We start from the raw sequence: 24,451 nt of genomic DNA, 5'->3' as shown, positions 1-24,451 counted from the left end.
CGTACCGGCCGGCACATGATAACGCCGATGGCGGCCCGGCAGGCGTGGCAGAGGTCAACGAAGGGGCTGGCACGGGCCTTGCGTTGGCAGTCGCGGCCGAGGCCGGCTAGGCTCGTCGGGGAAGCGGGCGACGGGCTCGATACCCGCGTTTCCGGCGAGCTGCTATGATGCCCGCCTTTTTTGCCCAGGCCGCGCGAGACGGCCATTGTTGACCGACCGGTCGAGCCGCAGGACGCCCAAACACGGGGAGCACGACATGCTGGAAAAGCTGTTCCAACTCAAGGCGCACAACACCAACGTACGCACCGAGATACTGGCGGGGGTCACCACCTTCCTGACCATGGCCTACATCCTCTTCGTCAACCCGAGCATCCTCGGCGAGACCGGCATGGACAAGGGCGCGGTGTTCGTCGCCACCTGCCTGGCCGCGGCCATCGGCTCGGCGATCATGGGGCTGATCGCCAACTACCCCATCGCCCTCGCCCCGGGCATGGGCCTGAACGCCTTCTTCACCTACACCGTGGTGCTGCACATGGGCCACACCTGGCAGGTGGCGCTGGGTGCGGTATTCCTCTCGGCCTGCATGTTCTTCATCATCTCGATCTTCCGCATCCGTGAATGGATCATCAACAGCATCCCGCTGGCCCTGCGCTCGGCCATCGCCGCCGGCATCGGCCTGTTCCTGGCGCTGATCGCGCTCAAGGAGTCCGGCATCGTCGTCGCCAACCCGGCCACCCTGGTGGGCATGGGCGACCTGGCCAGGCCCGAGCCGCTGCTGGCGATCCTCGGCTTCATCCTCATCGTCGCCCTGGAAGCGCGCCGGGTGACCGGCGCGGTGATGATCGGCATCCTCGCCGTGACCTTCATCGCCATCGCCCTGGGCGTGTCGCAGTTCGGCGGCGTGGTGTCGATGCCGCCGTCGCTGGCGCCGACCTTCCTCCAGCTGGACATCAAGGGCGCCCTGGACATCGGCCTGACCAGCGTGATCTTCGCCTTCCTCTTCGTCGACCTGTTCGACAACTCCGGCACCCTGATCGGCGTGGCCAAGCGCGCCGGCCTGATGGGCAAGGACGGGCACATGCCGAAGATGGGCCGGGCGCTGATCGCCGACAGCACCGCGGCCATGTTCGGCTCGCTGCTGGGCACCTCCACCACCACCAGCTACATCGAGTCCGCCGCGGGCGTCTCCGCCGGTGGCCGCACCGGCCTGACCGCCATCGTGGTCGCCGTGCTGTTCCTGCTGGCGCTGTTCTTCGCCCCGCTGGCGGGCAACGTGCCGGCCTTCGCCACGGCGCCCGCGCTGTTCTTCGTCGCCGTGCTGATGGCCTCGGGCCTGGCCGAGATCGACTGGGACGACCTGACCGTGGCCGCGCCCGTGGTGGTCACCGCCCTGGCCATGCCGCTGACCTTCTCCATCGCCAACGGCATCGCCTTCGGCTTCATCACCTGGACCGCCTGCAAGCTGCTGGCCGGCCGCTTCCGCGAGCTGAACTGGGCGCTGGTGATCCTGTCGGTGCTGTTCGTCATCAAGCTGGGCTGGTACAACGCCTGACCGATAGCGATACCCGTGCAGCATGGGTATCGCTTCGCTCGACCCATCCCGCGAGTCACCTGCAGGATGGGTCGAGTGCAACGAAACCCATCGCCGCCACCGCGCACCAAGAGTTCCCCATGAGCAGCCCCCGCTTCAACCCCGCCGCCTACGACACCCAACTGGCCGACAAGGCCGCGCGCCTGCGCGAGCTGCTGGCGCCCTTCACCGCGCCCGAGCCGCAGGTGTTCGACTCGCCCCGCGAGCATTACCGCCTGCGCGCCGAGTTCCGCCTGTGGCGCGAGGGCGAGCAGCGCCACTACGCGATGTTCGAGCAGGGCGACAAGCACACGCCGATCCTGATCGACGACTTCCCCATCGCCAGCCAGCGCGTCAACGAACTGATGCCGCGCCTGAAGGCCGCCTGGGCCGAGCGCGCCCTGGGCCACAAGCTGTTCCAGGTGGAGTTCCTCACCACCCTGGCGGGCGATGCGCTGATCACTCTCTGCTACCACCGCCCGGTGGACGAAGCCTGGCAGGCCGCGGCGACGACGCTGGCCGCCGAGTTGGGCGTGAGCATCGTCGGGCGTTCGCGCGGCAAGCGCCTGGTGGTCGGCCGCGACTACGTCGAGGAAGCCCTGCTGGTGGCCGGGCGGACCTTCCGCTACCGCCAGCCGGAAGGCGCCTTCACCCAGCCCAACGGTGTGGTCTGCCAGAAGATGCTGAACTGGGCCTTCGAGGCCCTCGGCCAGCGCGACGACGACCTGCTGGAGCTGTACTGCGGCAACGGCAACTTCACCCTGCCGCTGGCCACTCGGGTGCGCAAGGTGCTGGCCACCGAGATCAGCAAGACCTCGGTGAACGCCGCCCTGGCGAACCTGGCCGACAACGCTGTGGATAACGTCACCCTGGTGCGCCTCTCCGCCGAGGAGCTGACCCAGGCGCTGAACGAGGTGCGCCCGTTCCGCCGCCTGGCCGACGTGGACCTGAAGGGCTACGACTTCGGCAGCGTCTTCGTCGACCCGCCGCGCGCCGGCATGGATCCGGACACCTGCGAGCTGACCCGCCGCTTCGAGCGCATCCTCTACATCTCCTGCAACCCGGAGACGCTGGCGCAGAACATCGCCCAGCTGCACGACACCCACGCGGTGACGCGCTGCGCGCTGTTCGACCAGTTCCCCTACACCCATCACATGGAAGCCGGCGTGCTGCTCGAGCGCCGCCGCGGCTAACCCAACCTGGGTTGGGCGGCGCGCACCTCGCCGCCGGCTAGGCTGCTGTGGATAACCACAAGAGAGCCTCGCCATGCACCGCTTCCTGCTTCCCCTGCTCGCCCTGCTCGCCCTGCTGCTGGCCGCCTGCGCCGGCAGCGACCCGGCCAAGGTGACGGTCTCCCCGGCCGCCGACGGCCACCAGGGCAGCTTCTCCATCCAGGCGGTACGCACCCCCGGCCACCGCCTGGACCTCGAGGACCGCTTCGACGCCGCCCTGCGCCGCGCCCTGGAAGCCAAGGGCTACCGCTTCCAGGCGCGCAATGGCGATTTGCGGGTGCTCTATGCGCTGGGGCTGGAGCGCCAGACCGGGGTGATCCAGCGCCCGGTAGCGACCCAGGAAGGCGTGGTGAACCAGACGCAGATCGCCGATTCCGACCTGGCGCGGCTGGTCATGCGCATCGTCGACGAGAGGAGTCGCGAGGTGCTCTACGAAGCGCAGATGAGCAGCCAGCTGCAGGACCCGAACCTGAGCCAGGAAGCCTTCGACAAGGCGCTGGCGAAGCTGCTGGAGGATTTCCCCGCGCATCGCCCCTGAGGCGGCTCAGCTGTAGCTGGAGGGCGTCTTGCGCACGAACTTGATGCTGTAGCTGAAGTCCGGCTTGCGGGTAACGCTGATGGCGCGGCGGGTGACGGTGTCCAGGGTGACGTTCCAGAACCCGGTGCTGGGCACCCGGATGCGCGCCGGGAAGCGCTCGAAGGCGCCGCCGTGGTAGGCGTGGCGCGCGCCGTTCTTGAAGCTGCGGAAGTTGGCGTCGGTCATCAGGCGGATGTTGCAGGTGCGCGAGCATTCGATGACCACGAGGTCGCCCTCGTTGAGGTGTTCGCGCTTGTGGATGAATTTCATGTTGCGGGCCTGCATGTGACGGTCGAACGGGGCGCAACGATAGCATGGAAGCCGGCGCCGCCCCAGCGGCGCCGGCTGGACGCGAGTCAGTTCGCGGCGCGCAGGCGGATACCGTCGGCCTCCACGCGCTGGCCTACCTGGAACTCGGCGTTGGGCGAACGCACGGTGCGCTGGCTGCCGTCCGCCGCCTGCACCACGTAGGCCTTCTGGCTGGCGCCGCTGGCCTGCTGCACGCCGCTGCCGGCCAGCCAGCCGATGCCGGCCCCCGCCAGCGCGCCGAAGGGCCCGCCCAAGGCGCCGCCGACCAGCAGCCCGCTGCCCGCGCCGAAACCGCCACCGACCGTGTTGTCCGGCCGTTCAGCCACCACCTGGTCCGCCTGCGCCACCGCGCAGGACAACAGCACCAGACTCATTGCACACAGGCTCGCTACTTTCATGATCGCTCCATTGGCGTTTGAAGGTAGCCAAGCCATTACAGCAAGCGTGCCAGCCCCTGGGGCCCCATGGATCAAGGGCTGGCGCGAGGTCGAAGTCAAAATGACCAGCAGCGACGGAGTCATCCTGACTCGCCGCGGAGTCTTTCGGACCTGACTCAGAGCCCTTCGAAGTCGGCGTCGCGCACCTTCTCCACTGGCGCCTCCGGCAGCGGTTCGGCCGGCTCCGGCTCGCGCCGGCCGCGCTCCAGCCAGTACAGGGCGAAGATCGCCAGCAGCGACACGCTGCCGCGGTAGACCAGGCCGTAGAGGGTGGCGTCGGTGTCGATGCCCAGGCCCGAGGACCAGGCGATGAGCAGGCGCGACAGGGTCAGGGTGAGCTGCACCAGCACCACCAGGATCAGCCCGGCGCGCAGCAGCTCGCGGCGGCGCAGGGCGAACAGCAGGAACAGCGCCAGGGCGAACTGGTGGCCGCCGTAGAACACCTGGGCGTCGCTGACCGATTCCGGTTCCATCAGCAACATGCCGCTGAGGTTGGCCATCTCGTAGGGGCGCACCCAGTACAGCAGGCCCAGGCCGGCCCATACCAGGGCCTGTAGCAGCAAGACGAAGCGGGCGAAGAGCATCCTGTTCCTCCTGGGGCCCGTCAGCCCTCGGCAAATGAAGATGGATAAAGGACACAGACCTTGCTCGGCACGCCGAGTTCGCCGGCGGCGTCATAAGCTGATACAGAGCAGGGACGGGCGCCGCCGTCCCTGAGAGTATGCTCCACGGATTTCGTTCTGACAGGAGCTTCCCATGCGCCGCATCCTCCTTCTCGCCGCCCTCCTCGCCGGCACCGCCCAGGCCGCCCAGCCGTTGACCATCGACGTGCACCGCGACGCCAACTGCGGCTGCTGCAAGGACTGGATCAAGCACCTGCAGGCCAACGGCTTCACGGTCAACGACCACGTCGAGGCGGACATGTCGGCGGTCAAGACGCGCCTGGGCGTGCCCTACGCCATGGGCTCGTGCCATACCGGGGTGATCGACGGCAAGTTCGTCGAGGGCCACGTGCCGGCCCGTGATGTGCTCGCACTGCGCGAACGCGCCGACCTGGTGGGCGCCGCGGTGCCGGGCATGCCCATGGGCTCGCCTGGGATGGAGATGGGTGACCGCCAGGATGCCTACCAGGTACTGGGCTTGGGCAAGGATGGCAAGGCGGTGGTGCTGGCGGATTATCCGCGGCGTTGAGGTTTTTCTTGAGGGCTTGGAGCCATTCTGCTGTTCTGGGACGTGGGATCGGCTCCGCCCCTCTCCCTAACCCTCTCCCTGAAGGGAGAGGGGACCGTTGGGCAGGCACTGATGTTCTGGAGTCAGCCGGCTAGCATAGAAATTGCCGGCTAAAATCAAGCCTTATCTCGGCACGGACAAGCCCCCTCTCCCTTCAGGGAGAGGGCTGGGGAGAGGGAAAGAAGCCCCCGCGAAGCACCAATGCATCCGGAGAGCTCCCTTTCCCATACGCCTTTCGCTTACTCCCCCACCTTCGCCCCCTTCGGCAACAACCCATCGGCCCGGAACATCGCCTTGATCCCCCGCACCGCCTGGCGCAGGCGGTCGCGGTTCTCGATCAGGGCGAAGCGCACGTGGTCGTCGCCGTAGTCACCAAAGCCGATGCCCGGCGAGACGGAGACCTTGGCGTCCTTCAGCAGCTTCTTGGCGAACTCCAGCGAGCCCAGGTGCGCGTAGGGTTCGGGGATCTTCGCCCAGACGTACATCGAGGCCTTGGGGTTCTCGACCATCCAGCCGGCCTCGTGCAGGCCCTTCACCAATACGTCGCGGCGCGCCTGGTACTGGCTGGCGATGTCGCGCACGCACTGCTGGTCGCCTTCCAGGGCGGCGATGGCGGCCACCTGCAGCGGGGTGAAGGTGCCGTAGTCGTGGTAGCTCTTGATCCGCGCCAGCGCCGAGACCAGCTCCGGGTTGCCGACCATGAAGCCGATGCGCCAGCCGGCCATGTTGTAGCTCTTGGACAGGGTGAAGAACTCCACCGCGATGTCCTTGGCGCCCGGCACCTGCATGATCGACGGCGCCTTCCAGCCGTCGAAGACGATGTCGGCGTAGGCCAGGTCGTGCACCACCAGCACGTCGTACTGCTTGGCCAGGGCCACCACGCGCTCGAAGAAGTCCAGCTCCACACACTGCGCGGTGGGGTTGGAGGGGAAGCCGAGGATCATCATCTTCGGCTTGGGGATCGACTCGCGGATCGCCCGTTCCAGCTCGTTGAAGAAGTCGATGCCCGGCACCAGCGGCACCGAGCGCACCTGGGCGCCGGCGATCACCGCGCCGTAGATGTGGATGGGGTAGCTGGGGTTGGGCACCAGGATGTTGTCGCCGTGGTCCAGGGTGGCCAGCATCAGGTGCGCCAGGCCCTCCTTGGAACCGATGGTGACGATGGCCTCGGTTTCCGGGTCGATGTCCACCGCGTAGCGCTCCTGGTACCAGCGCGAGATCGCCCGGCGCAGGCGCGGGATGCCGCGGGAGGTGGAGTAGCCATGGGTGTCCTCGCGCTGGGCGACCTGCACCAGCTTCTCGACGATGTGCGGCGGGGTGGGGCCGTCGGGGTTGCCCATGGACAGGTCGATGATGTCCTCGCCGCGGCGGCGGGCGGCCATCTTCAGTTCGGCGGTGATGTTGAAGACGTAGGGCGGGAGACGATCGATACGCGCGAAGCGGCGTGCTGAACGGGGTTCAGTCATGATTTCCTCGGTGAACGTAAGCGCCCGGAACCGTCCGAGCGACGCCGGCCACTGCGGTGGCCTGAAAAGCTGGGCTTTTCTTGTCGGCGAACATATCCGCCGTTAGGCTCGCTGTCGAGTCCTACTTTCAGCCAGGGAGCCCCATGTCCCCTCAGCATTACTGGCAGCTCGACGTCTTCGCCGAACACCCCCTCGGCGGCAACGGCCTGGCGGTGTTCGCCGACGCCCGCGGCCTGGCCGACGCCACCCTGCAGGCCCTGACCCAGGAGCTGCGCCAGTTCGAGACGCTCTTCCTCTACCCCACCGCGCAGCTGGACACCTACGGCGCGCGCATCTTCACCCTGGAGGAAGAACTGCCCTTCGCCGGCCACCCGCTGCTGGGCGCCGCTGCGCTGCTGCACCACATCCACCAGCGTGGCGAGCAGGAACACTGGACGCTGCAATTGGCCGCCAAGGACGTGAACCTGACCACCCGCCGCCACGGCCAGGGCTTCATCGCGCAGATGAACCAGGGCCAGGCGCAGCTCGGCGCCGTGCTCGACGACGAAGCCCGGCGCTGGTTCGCCGAGGCCTTCTCGCTGCAGGCCAGCGACCTCGCCGGCTACCCCGCCAGCGTGGTCAGCACCGGCCTGCCCTACCTGCTGCTGCCGGTGCGCGGCGAGGCGCTGGGGCGCATCCGCCAGCGCGCCGAGCTATCCACGCCGATGGGCGAGCGCCTGGCCGCCCTGGGCGCGGCCTTCGTCTTCCTGCTGGACGTGGATGGCCGCGAAGGCCGCACCTGGGACAGCGCCGGGCTGGTGGAAGACATCGCCACCGGCAGCGCCGCCGGCCCGGTCGCCGCCTACCTGGTGGAACTGGGCAAGGCCCGCCGCGGCGAGACCTTCGAGCTGCACCAGGGCCGCTTCCTCGGCCGCCCGAGCCTGCTGGAAGTACGCGTCGGCGACGACGACCAGGTGCAGGTGGGCGGCAAGGTGCAGCTGCTGGCCCGCGCCGAGCTGCTCTGCCGCCTCGACTGACGGCCGGACTGGCGCACCACGCGGGCGCCGACGACACTCAACCCACGCACATTCAGGAGAAGACGCCATGCTCTGGCGCAAAGGACGACGCAGCGACAACGTGGTGGATGCCCGCGACGACAGCGGCGGCGGCATGGGCGGTGGCGGCATGCGCATCGGCGGCCGCGGCCTGAGCCTGGGTGGGGTGGCCATCGTGGTGGTGGTCGGCCTGCTGATGGGCCAGGACCCGATGCAGATCCTCGGCAGCCTGCTCGGCCAGATGGACACCGGCCAGGCCCCGGCGCGCCCGCAGGTGCAGGGCCGCCCGGCGACCGGCGCCGACCCGCAGGTGGATTTCGTCCGCGCCGTGCTCGGCGACACCGAGGACACCTGGGGGCAGATCTTCGCCCACAGCAATGCCCAGTACGAACAACCCAAGCTGATCCTGTTCAACGGCGGGGTGAACTCGGCCTGCGGCTTCGCCTCCTCGGCGGTGGGGCCCTTCTACTGCCCCGGCGACCACCGGGTGTACCTGGACCTGGGCTTCTTCCGCGAGATGGAGCAGCGCTTCTCCGCCGCCGGCGACTTCGCCCGCGCCTACGTGATCGCCCACGAGGTCGGCCACCACGTGCAGAACCTGCTGGGCATCTCGGCTAAGGTCGAGGCCGCCCGCCGCCGCGGCGCGCCCATGGAGGGCGCCAACGGCCTCTCGGTGCGCCTGGAACTGCAGGCCGACTGCTTCGCCGGGGTCTGGGCCAACAACGCCCAGCAGCGCCTGCAGTGGCTGGAGCCGGGCGACATCGAGAGCGCGCTGAACGCCGCCAACGCCATCGGCGACGACCGCCTGCAGAAGCAGTCCCGCGGCACCGTGGTGCCGGACTCCTTCACCCACGGCACCTCGGCGCAGCGCATGCGCTGGTTCAAGCTCGGCTTCGACTCGGGCTCGCCGGGCAAGTGCGATACCTTCAAGGCACAGGCGTTGTAAGCAGTACGAAGGGATTCCGCCGCGGGGATATGTTCGCGAGCAAGCTCGCTCCTACGAAAAGCCGTGCTCACCTGCAATGTAGGAGCGCGCCCTGCGCGCGATATCGCGGGCAGGGCCCGCTCGCCAGGCGCTTTACAGGTAACGCCTGAGCGTCTGCAGGAACTCCGCCGGCTCCACCGGCTTGAGCAGGAAGTCCAGCACGTTCAGGCGCATCGCCTCGACCACGTCGCGGGCGCTGGTGGTGCCGGAGAGCACGATGATCGGCAGGAAGGTGCCCTGGGCGCTGAGCTGGCGGATCAGCTCCAGGCCCGCGCCCTCGCCCTCCATGCACAGGTCGGTGACCAGCAGGTCGATGGCCGATTCGTCGCGGCCGATGCGGCGCAGGGCCTGGGCGCTGTTGCGGGCGGTCAGGCACTGCAGGTCGGCGCTTTCGATCAGCTCGCGCATCTCGGCGAGCACCTGCGGATCGTCGTCCACCAGCAGCACCGTCGGGGGGCGCTCGGGGCGGACGGTGATCTCCAGCAGCGCTTCGATCTCTTCGTCGTCGAGCAGGTTGCGGTACGCGTGAGGCAAGGGCTCACCCATGGCGGCATTTTGCGATGATTATAGCGGCATTTAGCCACACCACCGTAGCGACCCCCGGCCCAAGAAAAAGCCGGCCCGAAGGCCGGCTCTGTCAGCAAGGGCAACCGACCTTAGCGCACGCCTTCCTGGCGCAGCGCCGCGGGGGTGAAGTCGCTTTCCGAAGCGCTGTAGTTGAAGTCGTAGGCGGATTTCTCCTCGTTCTTCAGGCCCAGCACCAGGTAACGGCTGGAGAGCAGGTCGTACAGGGTTTCCGCGGTGTACCAGGGCACCTGGTTGTTGTAGTAGTACTGCGAGAAGGCCTCGGCCACGCGCCACAGGGTGCCGCGGCCGTCGTAGTGGTCGATCTCGGCGGCCTGCCAGGTGTCCTCGTCGATGTAGAAGTCGCGCTTGGCATAGATGTGGCGCTCGCCCGGCTTCAGGGTGGCGACCACGTGCCAGACGCGGTGCAGCTCGTAGCGGGTCAGGTCCTGGTTGAGGTGGCCGGGCTTGATGATGTCCGCGTACTTCAGCTTGGGATCGTCGAGCTTGTAGTTGTTGTACGGGATGTACAGCTCCTGCTTGCCCACCAGTTTCCAGTCGTAGCGGTCCGGCGCGCCGTTGTACATGTCCAGGTTGTCCGAGGTGCGCAGGCCGTCGGCGGCGGTGCCGGGACCGTCGTAGGACACTTGCGGGGCGCGGCGCACACGGCGCTGGCCGGCGTTGTAGAGCCAGGCCAGGCGCGGTTCCTTGACCTGGTCGAGGGTCTCGTGCACCAGCAGTACGTTACCGGCCAGGCGGGCCGGGGCGGTGACCTGCTGCTTGAAGTAGAACAGCACGTTGCTCGGCTTGCTCGGGTCGTAGTCCTTCAGGTCGGTGCGGAACACGAACTCGTCCTGGAAGTACACCAGCGAGTAGCTGCCGTTGACCTGCGGGGTGGCCTGGGTCACCAGGCGGCGCACGTGGCCGCCGCGGTAGCGGGTGATGTGGTTCCAGATGACTTCCAGGCCGTTCTGCGGGATCGGGAAGGGGTTGGCGGTCTGGAAGTTCTGCAGGCCGTTGCCGCCCTGCACCAGGTTGGTGGCGGTGGCGTTCTTCCTGGTCGCTTCCAGCACCGAGTCAGGCAGGGTGGCGGTGCGGTGCGACGGGTACACCGGCATCTTGTAGGTGTCGGGGTAGCGCTTGAACATGGCCAGCTGGCCGGGGGTCAGCTTGTCCTTGTACTGCTCGACATTCTGCGCGGTGATGGTGAACAGCGGCTTCTCGCTGGCGAAGGGGTCGGCGAGGAAGCCCTTGGCGTCGACGGCACCGGCATTCTTCGGCAGGCCGCCGGTCCAGGCGGGGATGCTGCCGTCGGCGTTGCCGGCCTTCTCGGCGCCGACCGGAGTCAGGGTGGAGCCCAGCTTGGCAGCGTCGGCGGCGGATACCGCAGCCATCACCTGGGTGGCCAGCAGGCTCAGGCCCAGGGCCAGCGCGCCGGTTTGCAGCAGTCTCTTTGTTGTTCTCATTATCGCGTCGTCCTCGATGAGTCGTTACTGCTCGCGCAGCGGCCGCGCCGCCGCGCTCGCGATCTCTGTCTGCTGGCGCCCCGCCCGGCAGCGGGCGGGGCGCGGGTACCGCTTAGAAGTTCACGCCGAAGCTGAGCGCGACGAAGTCGCGGTCGACCAGGGTGGAGTACTTGCCGTCGAAGTAGTTGGTGTAGGAAAGGCTCGCGGTGTAGGTGTTCAGGTAGTCGGCGTCCACGCCCAGGCTGATCGCCTTGCGGCCTTCCTCGAAGTTGCCGCCCGGGCCGGGGGAGTAGCCGTCGACGTCGTGGGACCAGGCCACGTTGGGCTTGAGGTTCACACCGGCGAACACGTCGTTGTAGTCCCAGATCGCCCGCATGCGGTAGCCCCAGGAGTCGGCGGTGGTGAAGCCGTCGTTCTCGCAGTTGCGCGACAGGTTGTTCTGCGGCCCGTTGGCCCCAAGCGTCGAGGCGTTGAGCACCTGGCAGGTACCCCCCGGCAGCGGGCCGGGGCCGAACACCGGGTCACGGCCGTAGCGGGCCTTGGAGGTGCTCTCCAGGCCGCCGACGTGGGTCCAGCCCACCTCGCCCACCAGGGTCAGGCGCTCGGCGCCCATGACCTGGTCGAAGAAGTGGGTGAAGGTGGTCTGCAGCTGGGTGATTTCCTTGCGGGTGTAGCCGTGCAGGTCGGTATCCGGGGCGCCCTCGAGCACCGAGGCGTTGCCGAACACCGGGCCGCCCAGCGGTACCACGCCGGCGAACAGGATGTCGGTGGTGTTCAGTTGCACCGGGGCGTTGGGCCGGTAGCTGATCTCGCCCTGCCAGGCCGTGCCGGTGGGCAGCGTGGTGGAGAAGCTCAGGCCGTACAGGTGGATGTCTTCCGGGTACTCGACGAAGTACGAGGAGTTGCCGGCCACCAGCAGCGGGGCGAAGGCCTGCAGCGGAGTGCCGCTGAGGGACCTCGCCAGGTTGTAGGTGCCCTGGGAAGCGCCACGGCCGCTGAAGATCGGCAGGCGGCTGTGGTAGTTCATGTAGTAGCCACCGAACTCGGTGTTCAGGGTATCGGCGTAGTACTTCAGCGACAGGCCGTACTGGCCGCTGTCGCGGGCATCACGATCCGGCCCGCGGCGTACCAGGGCGCCTTCGTTGTTGATGTCCACGCCGAACTGCTTGGCCAGCGCCACGTTCCCCGCCCCCAGCGCCTGGGCGTTGGTCAGCACGCGCAGGTTGTCGGTGCAGCCGTCGGCGATCACGTCGGGCTGGGAGAAGAAGGTGCCGCAGTTGTCCACTACCGTCTGGTCCCACTCCAGCTGGTAGAAGCCTTCGGCGGACAGGTTGTCGGTGATGTTCTGCGACAGGTAGAACATGTTCACCGGCACCAGGGCTTCCTTGATCTCGGAGCCCGGGCGGCGCAACGCGGTGACGTCGAACGGGTTGATCGAGTTGATGCCGCCCTGGATGAAGGTGCTCTCGCCCCAGTTCACCACCTGCTTGCCCAGGCGCACGTTGCCCGGCAGGTCGGCGATGCTGTACTTGTGGTAGATGAAGGCGTCGAGCAGTTCGGCGCCGGAGGCCTGGGCGGCTTCCTTGCGGCCGCTGTCGCTGAGCGGCTTGAACTCGGTGCTCTCGTCCTTCTGCTCGAAGTCGTACCAGTACTTGCCGCGGACGAAGATGCCGGTGTCGCCGTACTTCAGCTCCAGGTCGTGGATGCCCTTGAAGATCTTCGAGAAGGTCTTGCCGGCCTTGTAGTTCAGGTGGCCGTCGTCGGAGGTCTGCGACAGCCCCTTGCCGCCGTTGTTCACGCCGATCAGGTTCTTGTCCGGATTCTGCGTCGACCAGCTGGCGCCGACCGACAGGCTGGAATCGAAGGAGCCCTCGATCTCGCCGATGTTGAAGGTGACCGCCGAAGCGGGAGTGGCAAGCGTGGAAGCCAGGCTGACGGCCAGCGGCAAACGCGCCAGGCGCCAGATCTTCTTCATTTGTGTCATCGACGCTACTCCATGTGTGATTTTTGTTATGAGTGGCAGCGACTATAGCCAGCCCCCCGACGGGCTTGATCCCTCGAAAGTGTGATTTAGCGCGTCGCTGCGGCAACGAGCCGCAAGCTAGACGGCTCGCAGAAAGGATTAGCAGAGGCTGCGCCCCGTGCCAAGCGCTTGCTTGGGGGACGCAGCCGGAGGGAAGGGATTACAGGGCGGAGAGGAATTCGCTGCCGGACTCCTGCCAACGAGCGATATCCACACGGATGCGCTTCTTGTCCAGCTTGCCCACGCTGGTCTTGGGAACTTCAGTAACAACGGCGATCTGCGAGGGAATCGCCCACTTGTTGATGTGGCCCTGCTCGACGAAAGGCTTGAGGTGCTCCTTCAGCCCCTTGGCGTCCAGTTGCTGGCCCTCGAAGAGCACCAGCAGGGCGAACGGGCGCTCGCCCCATTGCGGGTCCGGCACCCCCACCACGGCCACCTCGCGCACCGCCGGGTGACGGCTGATGAGGTCTTCCAGCTCCAGCGAGGACAGCCACTCGCCGCCGGTCTTGATCACGTCCTTGATGCGGTCGCGGATGTCGATGAAGCCCATGCCGTCGAGGGTGGCGACGTCGCCGGTGTGCATCCAGCCGCCGGCCCAGAGCTCCTCGCCCTTCTGTGGCTCGCGGAAGTAGCCCTGGGTCAGCCAGGGCGAACGCAGCACCAGCTCGCCCTGGGACTCGCCGTCGGCCGGCAGCAGCTGGCCGTGCTCGTCCATGATCGCCGCGTCCACCAGCGGCACCGGCACGCCGGCCTTGATGCGGTAGGTGGTGCGCTCGTCCTCGCTGCCGGCCTTGAGCTCCTCGTTGAGGTAGGCGCAGGAGATCAGCGGGCAGGTCTCGGACATGCCGTAGGCGGCGGTCAGCTGGATGCCGCGGGCCTGGGCCGCCTCGTACAGCGAGCGGGTCAGCGCGCTGCCGCCGATGATGATCTTCCAGCCGTTGAAGTCCAGGCCCTGGGCGGCCTTGGCGTTCATCACCATCTGCAGGATGGTCGGCACGCAGTGGGAGAAGGTGACCTTCTCGCGCTTCCACAGCTCCACCAGCAGTTCCGGGTCGTAACGCCCCGGGTACACCTGCTTGATGCCGAGCATGGTGGCCACGTAGGGGGTGCCCCAGGCATGCACGTGGAACATCGGGGTGATCGGCATGTACACGTCGCTGTTGCCCATCAGGCGGATGCTGTCCAGGCTGGCGATGGTCGAGGCCATGGCCAGGGTGTGCAGCACCAGCTGGCGGTGGGTGAAGTACACGCCCTTGGGGTTGCCGGTGGTACCGGTGGTGTAGAAGGTGGTGGCCACCGAGTTCTCGTCGAAGTCGGGGAAGGCGTAGCGCGGGCTGGCCGCGGCCATCAGCGTCTCGTATTCGCCGATGCAGTCGGGCAGCGCGCAGGTCTTGTCGGCGCCGTCGGTCAGCAACAGGGTCTTCTGCACCGTGGTCAGCTGCCCGGCGATGCCCTGGTAGAGCGGCACGAACTCGCTGTTGACCAGCACGAAGCGGTCCTCGGCGTGGTTCATGGTGTAGAGGATCTGCTCCGGCGAGAGGCGGATGTTGATGGTGTGCAGCACCGCGCCGATCATCGGGATGGCGAACATCGCCTCCAGGTAGCGGTGGCTGTCCCAGTCCATCACCGCCACGGTGTCGCCGGCCTGCACGCCGGCCTCGGTGAGGACGTTGGCCAGGCGCGCGACGCGCTCGTTGAAGGTGGCGTAGTTGTAGCGCACCAGGTCGCGGTAGACGATCTCGCGGCTTTTTTCGTAGCGCGCGCCGGACAACAGCAGGCTCTTGACCAGCAACGGGTACTGGTAGGCATTGCTCGCAGCGGGGAGGAGACGGGTCTTGAGCATGTTCGGCTTACCTGTGGGACCTTCATGGGAGTCGATGCCGGTGACTGTAGAGGCGCGATCATGACCAATCATCCATCCAAAGAGTGATTTGCGGGTGACTCTTTGGCCTGATCCGGTCACGCGCTAGAATCGCCGCCACCCGGTCGTTCACGGCCGCCCCCAAGAACAAGAGCCACGAGGTAGTTTTCCATGTCCGAAATCGTCATCGTCAGCGGCGCCCGCACCCCCATGGGCGGCTTCCAGGGCAGCCTGGCCGCGGTCCCCGCGGTGGAACTGGGTGCCATCGCCATCCGCGAGGCAGTCGCCCGCGCCGGTATCGACGCCGCCGATGTCGAGGAAGTGATCATGGGCTGCGTGCTGCCGGCCGGCCTGAAGCAGGGCCCGGCCCGACAGGCGGCACTCAACGCCGGCCTGCCCGCCGCCACCGGCTGCACCACCATCAACAAGCTGTGCGGCTCGGGCATGAAGGCGGTGATGCTGGCCCACGACCTGCTCAAGGCCGGAACCAACACGATCATGGTCGCCGGCGGCATGGAGAGCATGTCCAACGCCCCCTACGTGCTGGAGAAGGCCCGCACCGGCCTGCGCATGGGCCACGCCGAGATCAAGGACCACATGTTCCTCGACGGCCTGGAAGACGCCCGCAGCGGCCGCCTGATGGGCTCCTTCGCCCAGGACACGGCGGACAGCAACGGCATCACCCGCGAGGCGATGGACGCCTACGCCATCGACTCGCTCAAGCGCGCCCAGGCGGCGATCAGGGACGGCTCGCTGGCCAGCGAGATCGCCCCGGTGACCGTGACCACCCGCAAGGGCGAAGTGCTGGTGAAGGACGACGAGCAGCCGCTGACCGCCAACCTGGACAAGATTCCCAGCCTGAAGCCGGCGTTCAAGAAGGACGGCACCATCACCGCCGCCAACGCCAGCTCGATCTCCGACGGCGCCAGCGCGCTGGTGCTGATGACCGCCGAGGAAGCCGCGCGCCGTGGCCTCAAGCCGCTGGCGAAGATCGTCGGCCATGCCACCCAGAGCCAGGATCCGAGCGAGTTCACCCTGGCCCCGATCGGCGCCATGACCAACCTGTTCCGCAAGACCGGCTGGAAGAAGGACGACGTCGACCTGTTCGAGATCAACGAAGCCTTCGCCATGGTCACCATGCTGGCCATGCGCGAACACGGCCTGGACCACGCCAAGGTCAACGTCTACGGCGGCGCCTGCGCCCAGGGCCACCCGGTGGGCTCCACCGGCTCGCGGATCATCGTCACCCTGATCAACGCCCTGCAGAAGAAGGGCGGCAAGCGCGGCGTGGCCTCGCTATGCATCGGCGGCGGCGAGGCCACCGCGGTGGCCATAGAGCTGCTGTAACGCTGTTACCGGTAACAGAAAAAGGGCGCGACCATGGTCGCGCCCTTTTCGTTTCGGCTCCGTGCAAGCCACTGTGTATGCCATTCCCTGCGCGCGATTTTCGGCTACTGGCCGGAACATCGGTGGCAGGTCTGAGAGCCCCTCTCCCCGTGCCGAGAAAGGATTTGGTGTTAGCCGGGTAATCGGTACAAGCCGGCTAACGCCGAAGCAACCGAACACACCGAACGGTCCCCTCTCCCTTCAGGGAGAGGGTTAGGGAGAGGGCGCTCTAAAACCCAACACCCAAAGCCCCAGCCAAGCACCATTCGCGAGCAAGCTCGCTCCTACGAAAAGCGCAAGCACCCAACCCTCAGCGCAATTCGGTGAAAGCCAGCTTGACACCCAACCCCACCAGCACCACGCCCATCATCCGGTCGAACCAGTGCCCCATGCGGGCGAAGCCGGCGCGCACGCGCTGCTGGCTGAACAGCAGCGCCACGAAGCTGAACCAGGCCGCGGTGGCGCAAACCAGGTAGACGCCGTAGCCGGCCTGCACCAGCACCGGGGTGTGCGGGTTGATGACCACGGTGAACAGCGACAGGAAGAACAGCGTCGCCTTGGGGTTCAGGCCGTTGGTAACGAAGCCGCTGACGAAGGCCCCGCGCGGGGTGCGTTCGCTCGGCGCAGCGACCTCCACACTGCCGTCGCCGCCGGCAGGCTTCGCCCGCAGCGCCTTGATGCCGATGTAGAACAGGTAGGCCGCGGCCAGCCACTTGAGGGTGTTGAACAGCATGATCGACTGCGAAACGATCAGGCCGATGCCCAGCAGCGAGTAGGTCACGTGGATGGAGATGGCGCAGCCCACCCCCAGCGCCGTCCAGGTGCCGGCGCGGCGGCCGTGGGTCACGCTCTCGCGCACCACCACGGCGAAGTCCGGGCCGGGGCTGGCCACCGCGAGCAGGTGGATCAATGCCACGGTGAGGAATTCCGTCCAGTACATGCAACCTCCGCAGGGGTGTGATTAACGCCGTCAGGCTGGCAACCTTACGCCAGCCCCGCTTCCCGCAAAAGGTACAGCCAGTGATGAACAGCTCCCGCGCCGTGTTCCTCGACACCGCCTCCCTCGACCTCGGCGACCTCGACCTGCAGCCGCTGCACCAGGCCTTCGGCGAACTGGTCCTGCACGCCGCCAGCGCCCCGGGCGAGATCGCCGGGCGCCTGCGCGAGGCCAACGTGGCCATCAGCAACAAGGCGCCCATCAGCGCCGAAACCCTGGCCCAGTGCCCGGACCTCAAGCTGATCCTGGTCACCGCCACCGGCACCAACAACATCGACCTGGCCGCCGCCCGCGAACGCGGCATCGCCGTGTGCAACTGCCAGGGCTACGGCACCGCCTCGGTGGCCCAGCACGCCATCGGCCTGCTGCTCGCCCTGGCCACCCGGCTGCCCGACTACCAGGCGGCGGTGCGCGCCGGGCGCTGGCAGCAGGCCACCCAGTTCTGCCTGCTGGACTACCCCATCGTCGAGCTGGAGGGCAAGGCCCTCGGCCTGCTCGGCCACGGCGAACTGGGCGGCGCGGTGGGCCGCCTGGCCGAGGCCTTCGGCATGCGCGTGCTGCTCGGCCAGTTGCCCGGCCGGCCGCCGCGCGCCGACCGCCTGGCGCTGGACGAGCTGCTGCCGCAGGTCGACGCCATCAGCCTGCACTGCCCGCTGACCGACCAGACCCGCGGGATGATCGGCCAGCGCGAGCTGGACCTGATGAAGCCCGGCGCCTTCATCGTCAACACCGCCCGCGGCGGCCTGATCGACGAGCAGGCCCTGGCCGACACCCTGCGCCGCGGCCACCTGGGCGGCGCCGCCACCGACGTGCTCAGCGTCGAGCCGCCCAAGGACGGCAACCCGCTGCTGGCCGGCGACATCCCGCGGCTGATCGTCACCCCGCACAACGCCTGGGGCAGCCGCGAGGCGCGGCAGCGCATCGTCGGCCAGGTGACGGACAACGCCGCGGCCTTCTTCCGCGGCGACAGGCTGCGGCGGGTCGACTGAAGCGCGAAGTGCTAAACTCGCGCCCTTTTTCAGGAGGCCGCATGTCCTACGCCCCTACCAGCGAGGTGCTGCTGCGCCAGATCGAACGTTTCGCCGGCCGCGTGCTGCTGGCCGGCCTGCCCGCCGACGGCCTGCTCGGCGAGCTGCCCCAGGCCCTGGGCTGGAGCTGGCACGCCGGCGAGCAGCGGCTGCTGGACGGCCGCCACCCGGGGCGCTGCCATTTCGGCGTGACGCCGCCAAGCGGCGAGTTCGACGCCGCCGTGCTGTTCCTGCCCAAGTCCCGCGAGCTGACCGACTACCTGCTGGCCGCCCTGGCCAGCCGCGTGCCCGGCGGCCAGCTGTACCTGGTGGGCGAGAAACGCGCCGGCGTCGAACGCGCCGCCAAACAGCTCGGCGCCCTGGCCAAGGCCGCCAAGCTCGACAGCGCGCGGCACTGCCAACTCTGGCACGCCAGCATCGATGGCGCCCTGCCCTGCCCCGACCTGCACGCCCTGGCCCAGCGCTACAGCCTGGAACTGGCCGACGGCGAACTGCAGGTGGTCACCCTGCCCGGCGTGTTCAGCCACGGCCGCCTGGACCGCGGCAGCGCCCTGCTGCTGGAACACCTGGACGGCCTGCCCGAAGGCCAGGTGCTGGACTTCGGCTGCGGCGCCGGCGTGCTCGGCGCAGTGCTCAAGCGCCGCTACCCGGCCAGCCGCCTGAGCCTGCTCGACGTCGACGCCTTCGCCCTGGAAAGCAGCCGCCTGACCCTCGCCGCCAACGGCCTGGAAGGCGAGGTGATCGGCGGCGACGGCATCGACGCGGCGCCCCCGGGCCTGGCCGCCATCGTCAGCAACCCGCCCTTCCACCAGGGCGTGCACACCGACTACCAGGCCAGCGAACGCCTGCTGCGCGAAGCCGCGCAGCACCTGCGGCCGGGCGGCGAACTGCGCCTGGTGGCCAACAGCTTCCTCAAGTACCCGCCGCTGATCGAACAGCACCTGGGCCCCTGCCGCAGCCTCGCCGAGGGCGACGGTTTCCGCATCTACAGCGCCCGCCGCCCCTGAGGCCGGGCGCCTCGTCGCAGGCCCACTACACTCCACCAGACCGAAAAGGGCGCGCCCAGCCGGCGCGCCTCACGAGCCGAGGATCGCCGTGAAAAGCACCGTGAAAGAAGCCGAGCTGACCTTCGTGAAGTCGCCGGAAAAGACCCCCGCGCACCTGAAGCGCTCGCTCAAGCCCAGGCACCTGAACATGATCGCCATCGGCGGCTCGATCGGCACCGGGCTGTTCGTCGCCTCCGGCAGCACCGTCGCCACCGCCGGCCCCGGCGGCGCGCTGCTGGCCTACGCGCTGATCGGCCTGATGGTGTTCTTCCTGATGACCAGCCTGGGCGAGATGGCCGCCTACATCCCCGATTCCGGCTCCTTCTCCACCTACGGCAGCCGCTTCATCGACGACGGCTTCGGCTTCGCCATGGGCTGGAACTACTGGTACAACTGGGCGGTGACCATCGCCGCGGAACTGGTGGCCGCGCAGCTGGTGATGAACTTCTGGTTCCCCGACGTGCCCGGCCTGTACTGGAGCGCGATCTTCCTGGCCATCATGTTCGGCCTCAACTTCTTCTCGGTGAAGGGCTTCGGCGAGAGCGAGTTCTGGTTCGCGCTGATCAAGGTGGTGGCCGTGGTGATCTTCATCGGCATCGGCCTGGCGAGCATCTTCGGCATCATGCACGGCATCGACTCCCCCGGCTTCAGCAACTTCACCACCGGCGATGCGCCCTTCGTCGGCGGCCTGCAGGCCATGGTCGGGGTGGCGATGATCGCCGGCTTCTCGTTCCAGGGCACCGAACTGATCGGCGTCGCCGCCGGCGAGTCGGAGCACCCGCACAAGTCGATCCCCATCGCCATCCGCCAGGTGTTCTGGCGGATCCTGATGTTCTACATCCTGTCGATCTTCGTCATCGGCATGCTGATCCCCTACACCGATCCGAACCTGCTCAAGACCGACAGCAGCGACATCAGCACCTCGCCCTTCACCCTGCTCTTCGAGCGCGCAGGCCTGGCCGCGGCCGCCGGGGTGATGAACGCGGTGATCCTCTCGGCGATCCTCTCCGCCGGCAACTCGGGGATGTACGCCTCCACCCGCATGCTCTACACCATGGCCCTGCATGGCCAGGCGCCGCGCCTGTTCCGGCAGATCTCGCAGAGCGGCGTGCCGCGCTATGCGCTCTACGCCACCACGCTGATCGGCGGCCTGTGCTTCCTCACCAGCTTCATCGGCGACAAGACCGTCTACACCTGGCTGCTCAACACCTCGGGCATGTGCGGCTTCATCGTCTGGCTGGGCATCGCCATTTCCCACTATCGCTTCCGCAAGGGCTACCTGCTGCAGGGCGGCAAGCTCGACGACCTGCCCTACCGCGCCAAGTGGTTCCCCTTCGGCCCGCTGTTCGCCTTCGCCCTGTGCCTGGCGATCACCCTCGGGCAGAACTACCAGGCGTTCGTCGGCGAGCGCATCGACTGGACCGGGCTGGTCGCCACCTACGTCAGCCTGCCGCTGTTCCTCGCCATCTGGTGGGGCTACCGCCTGAAGAACGGCAGCCGCTTCGTCCGCTACGAGGAGATGGACGTCACCTCCGGCCGCGACGTCGACTGAAAGCCAGGCTTGCCCAAGCCGGACGACTTGGGCAGAATGCGCCCCGTCCTAGGGGAGTAGTCTCCCGCGAGCGGTTCCCACCCTCGCCCGGCACGCGTCAACACACTTGGTCCGCAGACCATGGCGCGTGCGGCCCCAAGGCCCGTAGCAGTCGGGCCCGGGTTTGACAAGACCTATGACACGAGCGATCCGACCCGGGGTGGGCGGATGGCGCGTGTCATCGGTGATTAGTCGACCCGCCCCCTTAGGAAAGCCTGATGGAATCCCTGTTCGTCCCCATCCTGGTGGTTGCCCTCGCCGAAATCGGCGACAAGACGCAACTGCTCGCCCTCGTCCTCGCCGCGCGCTTCCGCAAGCCCTGGCCGATCATCGCCGGCATCGTCGTCGCTACCCTGGTCAACCACTTCGCTGCCGGCGCCGTGGGCAAATGGGTCTCCACCTTCTTCTCCGAAGCCGCCCTGAGCTGGCTGCTGGCCGCCTCCTTCCTGGCCGTGGCGGCCTGGACCCTGGTGCCGGACAAGCTGGATGACGACGAAGAGGGCGGCCTGAAGAGGTTCGGCCCCTTCCTCACCACGCTGATCGCCTTCTTCCTCGCCGAGATGGGCGACAAGACCCAGGTCGCCACCGTGATGCTGGCCGCGCAGTACCCGCACTTCTGGCTGGTGGTGCTGGGCACCACCATCGGCATGCTGCTGGCCAACGTGCCGGTGGTGCTGGCCGGCAACTTCGCCGCCGAGCGCCTGCCGCTGGCGCTGATCCGCCGCCTGGCCGCCTGCGCCTTCGCCGTGCTGGGCCTGGTCGCGGCCTGGCACGCCGCCCAGCTGTCAGGGCTGTTCTGACGGCCGCTTCGGCGTGGCGGCCAATGCCGCCGCCATGCCACAGGCCTACAGTGACAACTGTCGTCCCTAGCTGAAGGAAACAGCCATGACTGACAAGGACCTGAAACGCCTCGCCCGCCAGCACATCGACCTGAGCTGGAACAAGGGCCGCCTGGCCCTGGCCACCCAGCTGCACAGCCCGGACTTCCTCTACAAGAGCAGCTTCTCCGCCCAGCCCCTGGACAGCGCCGGCTACCGGCAGCTGATCGAGGGCATCCGCGCGTCCATGGACGACCTGGAGGTGGTGGTCGAGGAATGCATCGGCGAGGGCCACAAGGTGTTCACCTGGAGCACCCTGGTCGGCACCATCGGCCGCCCCGCCTTCGGCTACCCGGCCAGCGACAAGGTGGTCAGCATCCCCGGCATGGCCCTGTGGGTGTTCAACAGCCACGGCAAGCAGCAGGAGCTGTGCACCCTGATCGACATGGAAAGCTTCCGCAGCCAGATGGGCCTGCAGAACCGCCCGCTGGCGGAGCAGGCGCTGCCCTGAGGGGAAATACCCTGCACGCGAATCGCGGATAAATCCGCTCAGGCGTAGGGCGCATAACGCCTACGGCGTTATCCGCCGTTTGGCCGCGATCCCCGGCGGCTCCAGGATTGACCTTGGCATTGGCTGTAGCGCCGGTGTATCGGCGGATAACCGCGAACGGTTATTCGCCCTACGTCGCGGGTGAGCCCGGCGTAGGGCGCATAACGCCTACGGCGTTATCCGCCGTCTGGCCGCGATCCCCGGCGGCTCCGGGGTTGCCCCTGGCATTGGCTGTAGCGCCGGTGTATCGGCGGATAACCGCGAACGGTTATTCGCCCTACGCCCCAGCCTGCGCGCGATTCGCGAACGAAGTCCGCGTCCTACAGGTACCCGTTGGCGTGGAACCAGTCGATGGCGCGGTGCAGGGTATCTTCCAGCGGCACGTGGCTTTCGAAGCCGATTTCCTCGCGGGCCTTGCGGCCGTCGAGGAACTGCCCGCCGGCCATCACCTCGATGGCGGTGTCGTCCAGCAGCGGCAGCTTGCCGGTCAGGCGGTAGCGCCAGCGGCCCAGGGTGGCCAGCGCGCGGGCGCGGTGCAGCGGCATCGGCTGCGGCGCCGGGCGGCCCAGCAGGCGGGCGATGGTGGCGGTGAGCTCGGCCATCTCCACGTTGTGCCCGGTGAGCAGGTAGCGTTCGCCGATGCGCCCGCGCTCCAGGGTCATCAGCAGGCCGCGCCCCGCTTCGCCGGCGTCGATCACGTTGCGCCGGCCCGGCACGTAGTGGGACATCTCGCCGCGGCCGATGGCGGTGATCAGGCGCCCGGTGGTCGGCCCCATGTCCAGCTCGCCCAGCACCATGCCGGGAATCCCGATCACCACCGGCAGGCCGCCGCGGGCCTGTTCGCGGGCCTGTTCGTCCAGCGCCCACTTGCACATCACGTAGGCGCTCTTGCCGGTGGGCAGGCTCTCGTAAAACAGCCCCTCGTGGCCGGGCAGCCCCTGGGGGTGCATGGGCATGGCGAAGGCCGAGCCGACGTAGAGGATGCGCGACACCTTGTTGTGCTGGCAGGCCGCGTAGAAGTGGTTGGTCTGGTCCAGGGCGCTGGCCACCTCCTCCTGCCAGCGGCGCGGCCGCTGCGGGTAGTAACCGGCGCTGAAGATCACCGCGTCCAGCCCGCTCAGGGCGCGTTCCAGCCCCTTGTAGTCGAACAGTTCGGCGACCCGGCATTCCGGCTCCAGGTAGGCCAGGCGCTGGATCTGCGAGGACGGACGGTGGATCAGCACCAGTTGGTGGCCGGCGGCCTTGATGGCGCGCGCGGCATGATGGCCGAGGAGCCCGGTGGCTCCGAGTACTGCGATTTTCACTGGCGCTCCCTGGTGATGGTCGAACCGGCCGCGCGGGCGGCCGGCTGCAACGGATCGACGGCGTCGATCCCCCCGCTCGTCAATTGCGGCCCTTGGCCTGCTCGTACAGCGGCATCACCTTGGGAATGGCGGCCTGCAGGTTGGCCATGCGCGTGCTGTCCGCCGGGTGGGTGCTGAGGATCTCCGGCGGCGCATCGCCGCCCGCCTTGCCCATCTTCTCCCACAGGGTCAGCGCGGCCTGGGGGTTGTAGCCGGCGCGGGCGGCCAGCTCCAGGCCGATGAGGTCGGCCTCGGTCTCGTTCTGCCGGCTGTTGGGCAGGGTCAGGCTGTACTGCACCACCTGGTCGGCCAGCTGCATGCTGGTCTGGCCCATGCCCAGCAGCGCGCCGCCGAGGTTCTCGCCCATCTGCACGGCGTAGGCCCGGGACATCTGCTCGCGGCCGTGCTCGCGCAGGGCGTGGGCGATCTCGTGACCCATCACCGCGGCGATCTCGTCGTCGGTGAGCTTCAGCTGGTCGATCAGGCCGCTGTAGAAGATGATCTTGCCGCCGGGGCCGCAGTTGGCGTTGAGCTCGTCGCTCTTGATCACGTTGACCTGCCAGTCCCAGCCCGGGGCGTCCTGGCGGAACGAGCCGGTCTGCGGGATGAGCCGCGCGGCCACGGCCTTGACGCGCTTGGCGTCGCTGCTGCCGTTGTCCAGCTTGCCCGCGGAAGTCGCGTCGGTGAGGGTCTTCTGGTACGACTGCGAGTACATCTGGTCGACCTGCTGGCTCGACAGCATGCTGAACATGTACTGCTTGCGCTCGACGCCGACGGCGCCGCCGCTGGTGGTGTTCACCTGTTGGCAGCCGGCCAGCAGCAGGGCCGCGGCCAGGCCGGCGAAACGGAATACGCTGGACATGATGCTCTCCTGAAGCATTGCATTCTCCCTTGGACAGCGCGCAATGGTAGGCCGCCCCCCGATGGCCGGCAACCGC

Annotated in this window: 23 protein-coding genes and 1 riboswitch; of the genes, 12 read left to right on the top strand and 11 right to left on the bottom strand. The window is 67.9% G+C overall.

What is annotated here, in order from left to right; genetic code table 11:
* Positions 1-256 precede the first annotated feature (256 nt).
* The 3 genes from VV867_RS03255 to VV867_RS03245 all read left to right on the top strand — a co-directional run bounded on the left by VV867_RS03255 (position 257) and on the right by VV867_RS03245 (position 3,340).
* Positions 257-1,552, top strand: a complete 1,296-nt coding sequence (locus VV867_RS03255) for an NCS2 family permease (RefSeq protein ID WP_275627673.1) — start codon at positions 257-259, stop codon at positions 1,550-1,552.
* A 119-nt stretch (positions 1,553-1,671) separates the two neighbouring features.
* Positions 1,672-2,763, top strand: coding sequence for a tRNA (uridine(54)-C5)-methyltransferase TrmA (trmA, locus tag VV867_RS03250; protein ID WP_328565608.1), 1,092 nt, complete (start codon positions 1,672-1,674; stop codon positions 2,761-2,763).
* A gap of 73 nt (positions 2,764-2,836) precedes the next feature.
* Entirely contained in the window at positions 2,837-3,340 is a 504-nt protein-coding gene (locus VV867_RS03245; RefSeq protein WP_328565607.1) for a DUF4136 domain-containing protein, read from the top strand.
* A gap of 6 nt (positions 3,341-3,346) precedes the next feature.
* Here the strand turns inward: VV867_RS03245 and VV867_RS03240 are convergent, their stop codons facing one another.
* The 3 genes from VV867_RS03240 to VV867_RS03230 form a co-directional block, all read right to left on the bottom strand.
* Entirely contained in the window at positions 3,347-3,649 is a 303-nt protein-coding gene (locus tag VV867_RS03240; protein WP_043273615.1) for a DUF1883 domain-containing protein, read from the bottom strand.
* Positions 3,650-3,735: 86 nt separating this feature from the next.
* Positions 3,736-4,086 carry a hypothetical protein gene (locus VV867_RS03235; RefSeq protein WP_275627676.1) on the bottom strand — a complete coding sequence of 117 codons (351 nt, stop codon included), beginning with the start codon at positions 4,084-4,086 and terminating at the stop codon, positions 3,736-3,738.
* Between the two features lie 155 nt (positions 4,087-4,241).
* A complete protein-coding gene (locus VV867_RS03230; RefSeq protein ID WP_009617493.1) occupies positions 4,242-4,709 on the bottom strand; it encodes a DUF4345 family protein in 468 nt (155 codons plus the stop codon).
* Between the two features lie 172 nt (positions 4,710-4,881).
* Here VV867_RS03230 and VV867_RS03225 point away from each other — a divergent pair, with 172 nt between their 5' ends.
* Positions 4,882-5,316 carry a DUF411 domain-containing protein gene (locus tag VV867_RS03225; protein ID WP_328565606.1) on the top strand — a complete coding sequence of 145 codons (435 nt, stop codon included), beginning with the start codon at positions 4,882-4,884 and terminating at the stop codon, positions 5,314-5,316.
* A 278-nt stretch (positions 5,317-5,594) separates the two neighbouring features.
* Here VV867_RS03225 and alaC read toward each other — a convergent pair whose 3' ends face one another.
* Positions 5,595-6,821, bottom strand: coding sequence for an alanine transaminase (gene alaC, locus VV867_RS03220; protein WP_328565605.1), 1,227 nt, complete (start codon positions 6,819-6,821; stop codon positions 5,595-5,597).
* A gap of 143 nt (positions 6,822-6,964) precedes the next feature.
* Here alaC and VV867_RS03215 point away from each other — a divergent pair, with 143 nt between their 5' ends.
* Together VV867_RS03215 and ypfJ are read left to right on the top strand one after the other, a co-directional pair.
* Positions 6,965-7,837 carry a PhzF family phenazine biosynthesis protein gene (locus VV867_RS03215; RefSeq protein WP_328565604.1) on the top strand — a complete coding sequence of 291 codons (873 nt, stop codon included), beginning with the start codon at positions 6,965-6,967 and terminating at the stop codon, positions 7,835-7,837.
* Between the two features lie 67 nt (positions 7,838-7,904).
* A complete protein-coding gene (gene ypfJ / locus VV867_RS03210) occupies positions 7,905-8,801 on the top strand; it encodes a KPN_02809 family neutral zinc metallopeptidase (protein ID WP_275627680.1) in 897 nt (298 codons plus the stop codon).
* Between the two features lie 132 nt (positions 8,802-8,933).
* On the opposite strand, the gene VV867_RS03205 is transcribed toward ypfJ, so the two are convergent.
* The 4 genes from VV867_RS03205 to VV867_RS03190 all read right to left on the bottom strand — a co-directional run bounded on the left by VV867_RS03205 (position 8,934) and on the right by VV867_RS03190 (position 14,736).
* The gene (locus VV867_RS03205; protein WP_328565603.1) at positions 8,934-9,374 is read right to left on the bottom strand and encodes a response regulator; all 441 of its coding nucleotides are present in this window, start codon (positions 9,372-9,374) and stop codon (positions 8,934-8,936) included.
* Positions 9,375-9,496: 122 nt separating this feature from the next.
* Positions 9,497-10,870, bottom strand: a complete 1,374-nt coding sequence (locus tag VV867_RS03200) for a DUF1329 domain-containing protein (RefSeq protein WP_109936254.1) — start codon at positions 10,868-10,870, stop codon at positions 9,497-9,499.
* 112 nt (positions 10,871-10,982) lie between these two features.
* Positions 10,983-12,854, bottom strand: coding sequence for a DUF1302 domain-containing protein (locus VV867_RS03195; RefSeq protein ID WP_328565602.1), 1,872 nt, complete (start codon positions 12,852-12,854; stop codon positions 10,983-10,985).
* A 199-nt stretch (positions 12,855-13,053) separates the two neighbouring features.
* Entirely contained in the window at positions 13,054-14,736 is a 1,683-nt protein-coding gene (locus VV867_RS03190; protein ID WP_109936252.1) for a fatty acid--CoA ligase, read from the bottom strand.
* Positions 14,737-14,925: 189 nt separating this feature from the next.
* On the opposite strand from VV867_RS03190, the gene VV867_RS03185 reads away from it, so the two are divergent.
* A complete protein-coding gene (locus VV867_RS03185) occupies positions 14,926-16,101 on the top strand; it encodes an acetyl-CoA C-acyltransferase (RefSeq protein WP_328565601.1) in 1,176 nt (391 codons plus the stop codon).
* Between the two features lie 349 nt (positions 16,102-16,450).
* Here the strand turns inward: VV867_RS03185 and VV867_RS03180 are convergent, their stop codons facing one another.
* Positions 16,451-17,080, bottom strand: coding sequence for a LysE family transporter (locus VV867_RS03180; protein WP_328565600.1), 630 nt, complete (start codon positions 17,078-17,080; stop codon positions 16,451-16,453).
* 83 nt (positions 17,081-17,163) lie between these two features.
* On the opposite strand from VV867_RS03180, the gene VV867_RS03175 reads away from it, so the two are divergent.
* From VV867_RS03175 to VV867_RS03155, 5 genes are all read left to right on the top strand, one after another.
* The gene (locus VV867_RS03175) at positions 17,164-18,126 is read left to right on the top strand and encodes a 2-hydroxyacid dehydrogenase (protein ID WP_442964997.1); all 963 of its coding nucleotides are present in this window, start codon (positions 17,164-17,166) and stop codon (positions 18,124-18,126) included.
* Positions 18,127-18,167: 41 nt separating this feature from the next.
* On the top strand, positions 18,168-19,172 hold the full coding sequence (locus VV867_RS03170) for a class I SAM-dependent methyltransferase (RefSeq protein WP_328565599.1): 1,005 nt from the start codon (positions 18,168-18,170) through the stop codon (positions 19,170-19,172).
* Between the two features lie 124 nt (positions 19,173-19,296).
* Positions 19,297-20,763, top strand: coding sequence for an amino acid permease (locus tag VV867_RS03165; RefSeq protein ID WP_328565672.1), 1,467 nt, complete (start codon positions 19,297-19,299; stop codon positions 20,761-20,763).
* Between the two features lie 39 nt (positions 20,764-20,802).
* A riboswitch (yybP-ykoY riboswitch) is annotated at positions 20,803-20,922 on the top strand.
* Positions 20,923-21,020: 98 nt separating this feature from the next.
* The gene (locus VV867_RS03160) at positions 21,021-21,602 is read left to right on the top strand and encodes a TMEM165/GDT1 family protein (RefSeq protein ID WP_109936247.1); all 582 of its coding nucleotides are present in this window, start codon (positions 21,021-21,023) and stop codon (positions 21,600-21,602) included.
* A gap of 85 nt (positions 21,603-21,687) precedes the next feature.
* Positions 21,688-22,131, top strand: coding sequence for a ketosteroid isomerase-related protein (locus VV867_RS03155; protein WP_328565598.1), 444 nt, complete (start codon positions 21,688-21,690; stop codon positions 22,129-22,131).
* Between the two features lie 359 nt (positions 22,132-22,490).
* Here VV867_RS03155 and VV867_RS03150 read toward each other — a convergent pair whose 3' ends face one another.
* Positions 22,491-23,474: an NAD-dependent epimerase/dehydratase family protein gene (locus tag VV867_RS03150; protein ID WP_109936245.1), complete on the bottom strand. Its 984-nt coding sequence runs from the start codon at positions 23,472-23,474 to the stop codon at positions 22,491-22,493.
* Between the two features lie 79 nt (positions 23,475-23,553).
* The gene (locus tag VV867_RS03145) at positions 23,554-24,375 is read right to left on the bottom strand and encodes a M48 family metallopeptidase (protein ID WP_109937309.1); all 822 of its coding nucleotides are present in this window, start codon (positions 24,373-24,375) and stop codon (positions 23,554-23,556) included.
* Positions 24,376-24,451 lie beyond the last annotated feature (76 nt).

Source organism: Pseudomonas sp. JH-2, from assembly GCF_036231725.1.
Taxonomy (GTDB): Bacteria; Pseudomonadota; Gammaproteobacteria; order Pseudomonadales; family Pseudomonadaceae; genus Pseudomonas; species Pseudomonas delhiensis.
Note: the sequence above shows the minus strand (reverse complement) of the source record. Positions and strands in the feature narration are given on the sequence as shown.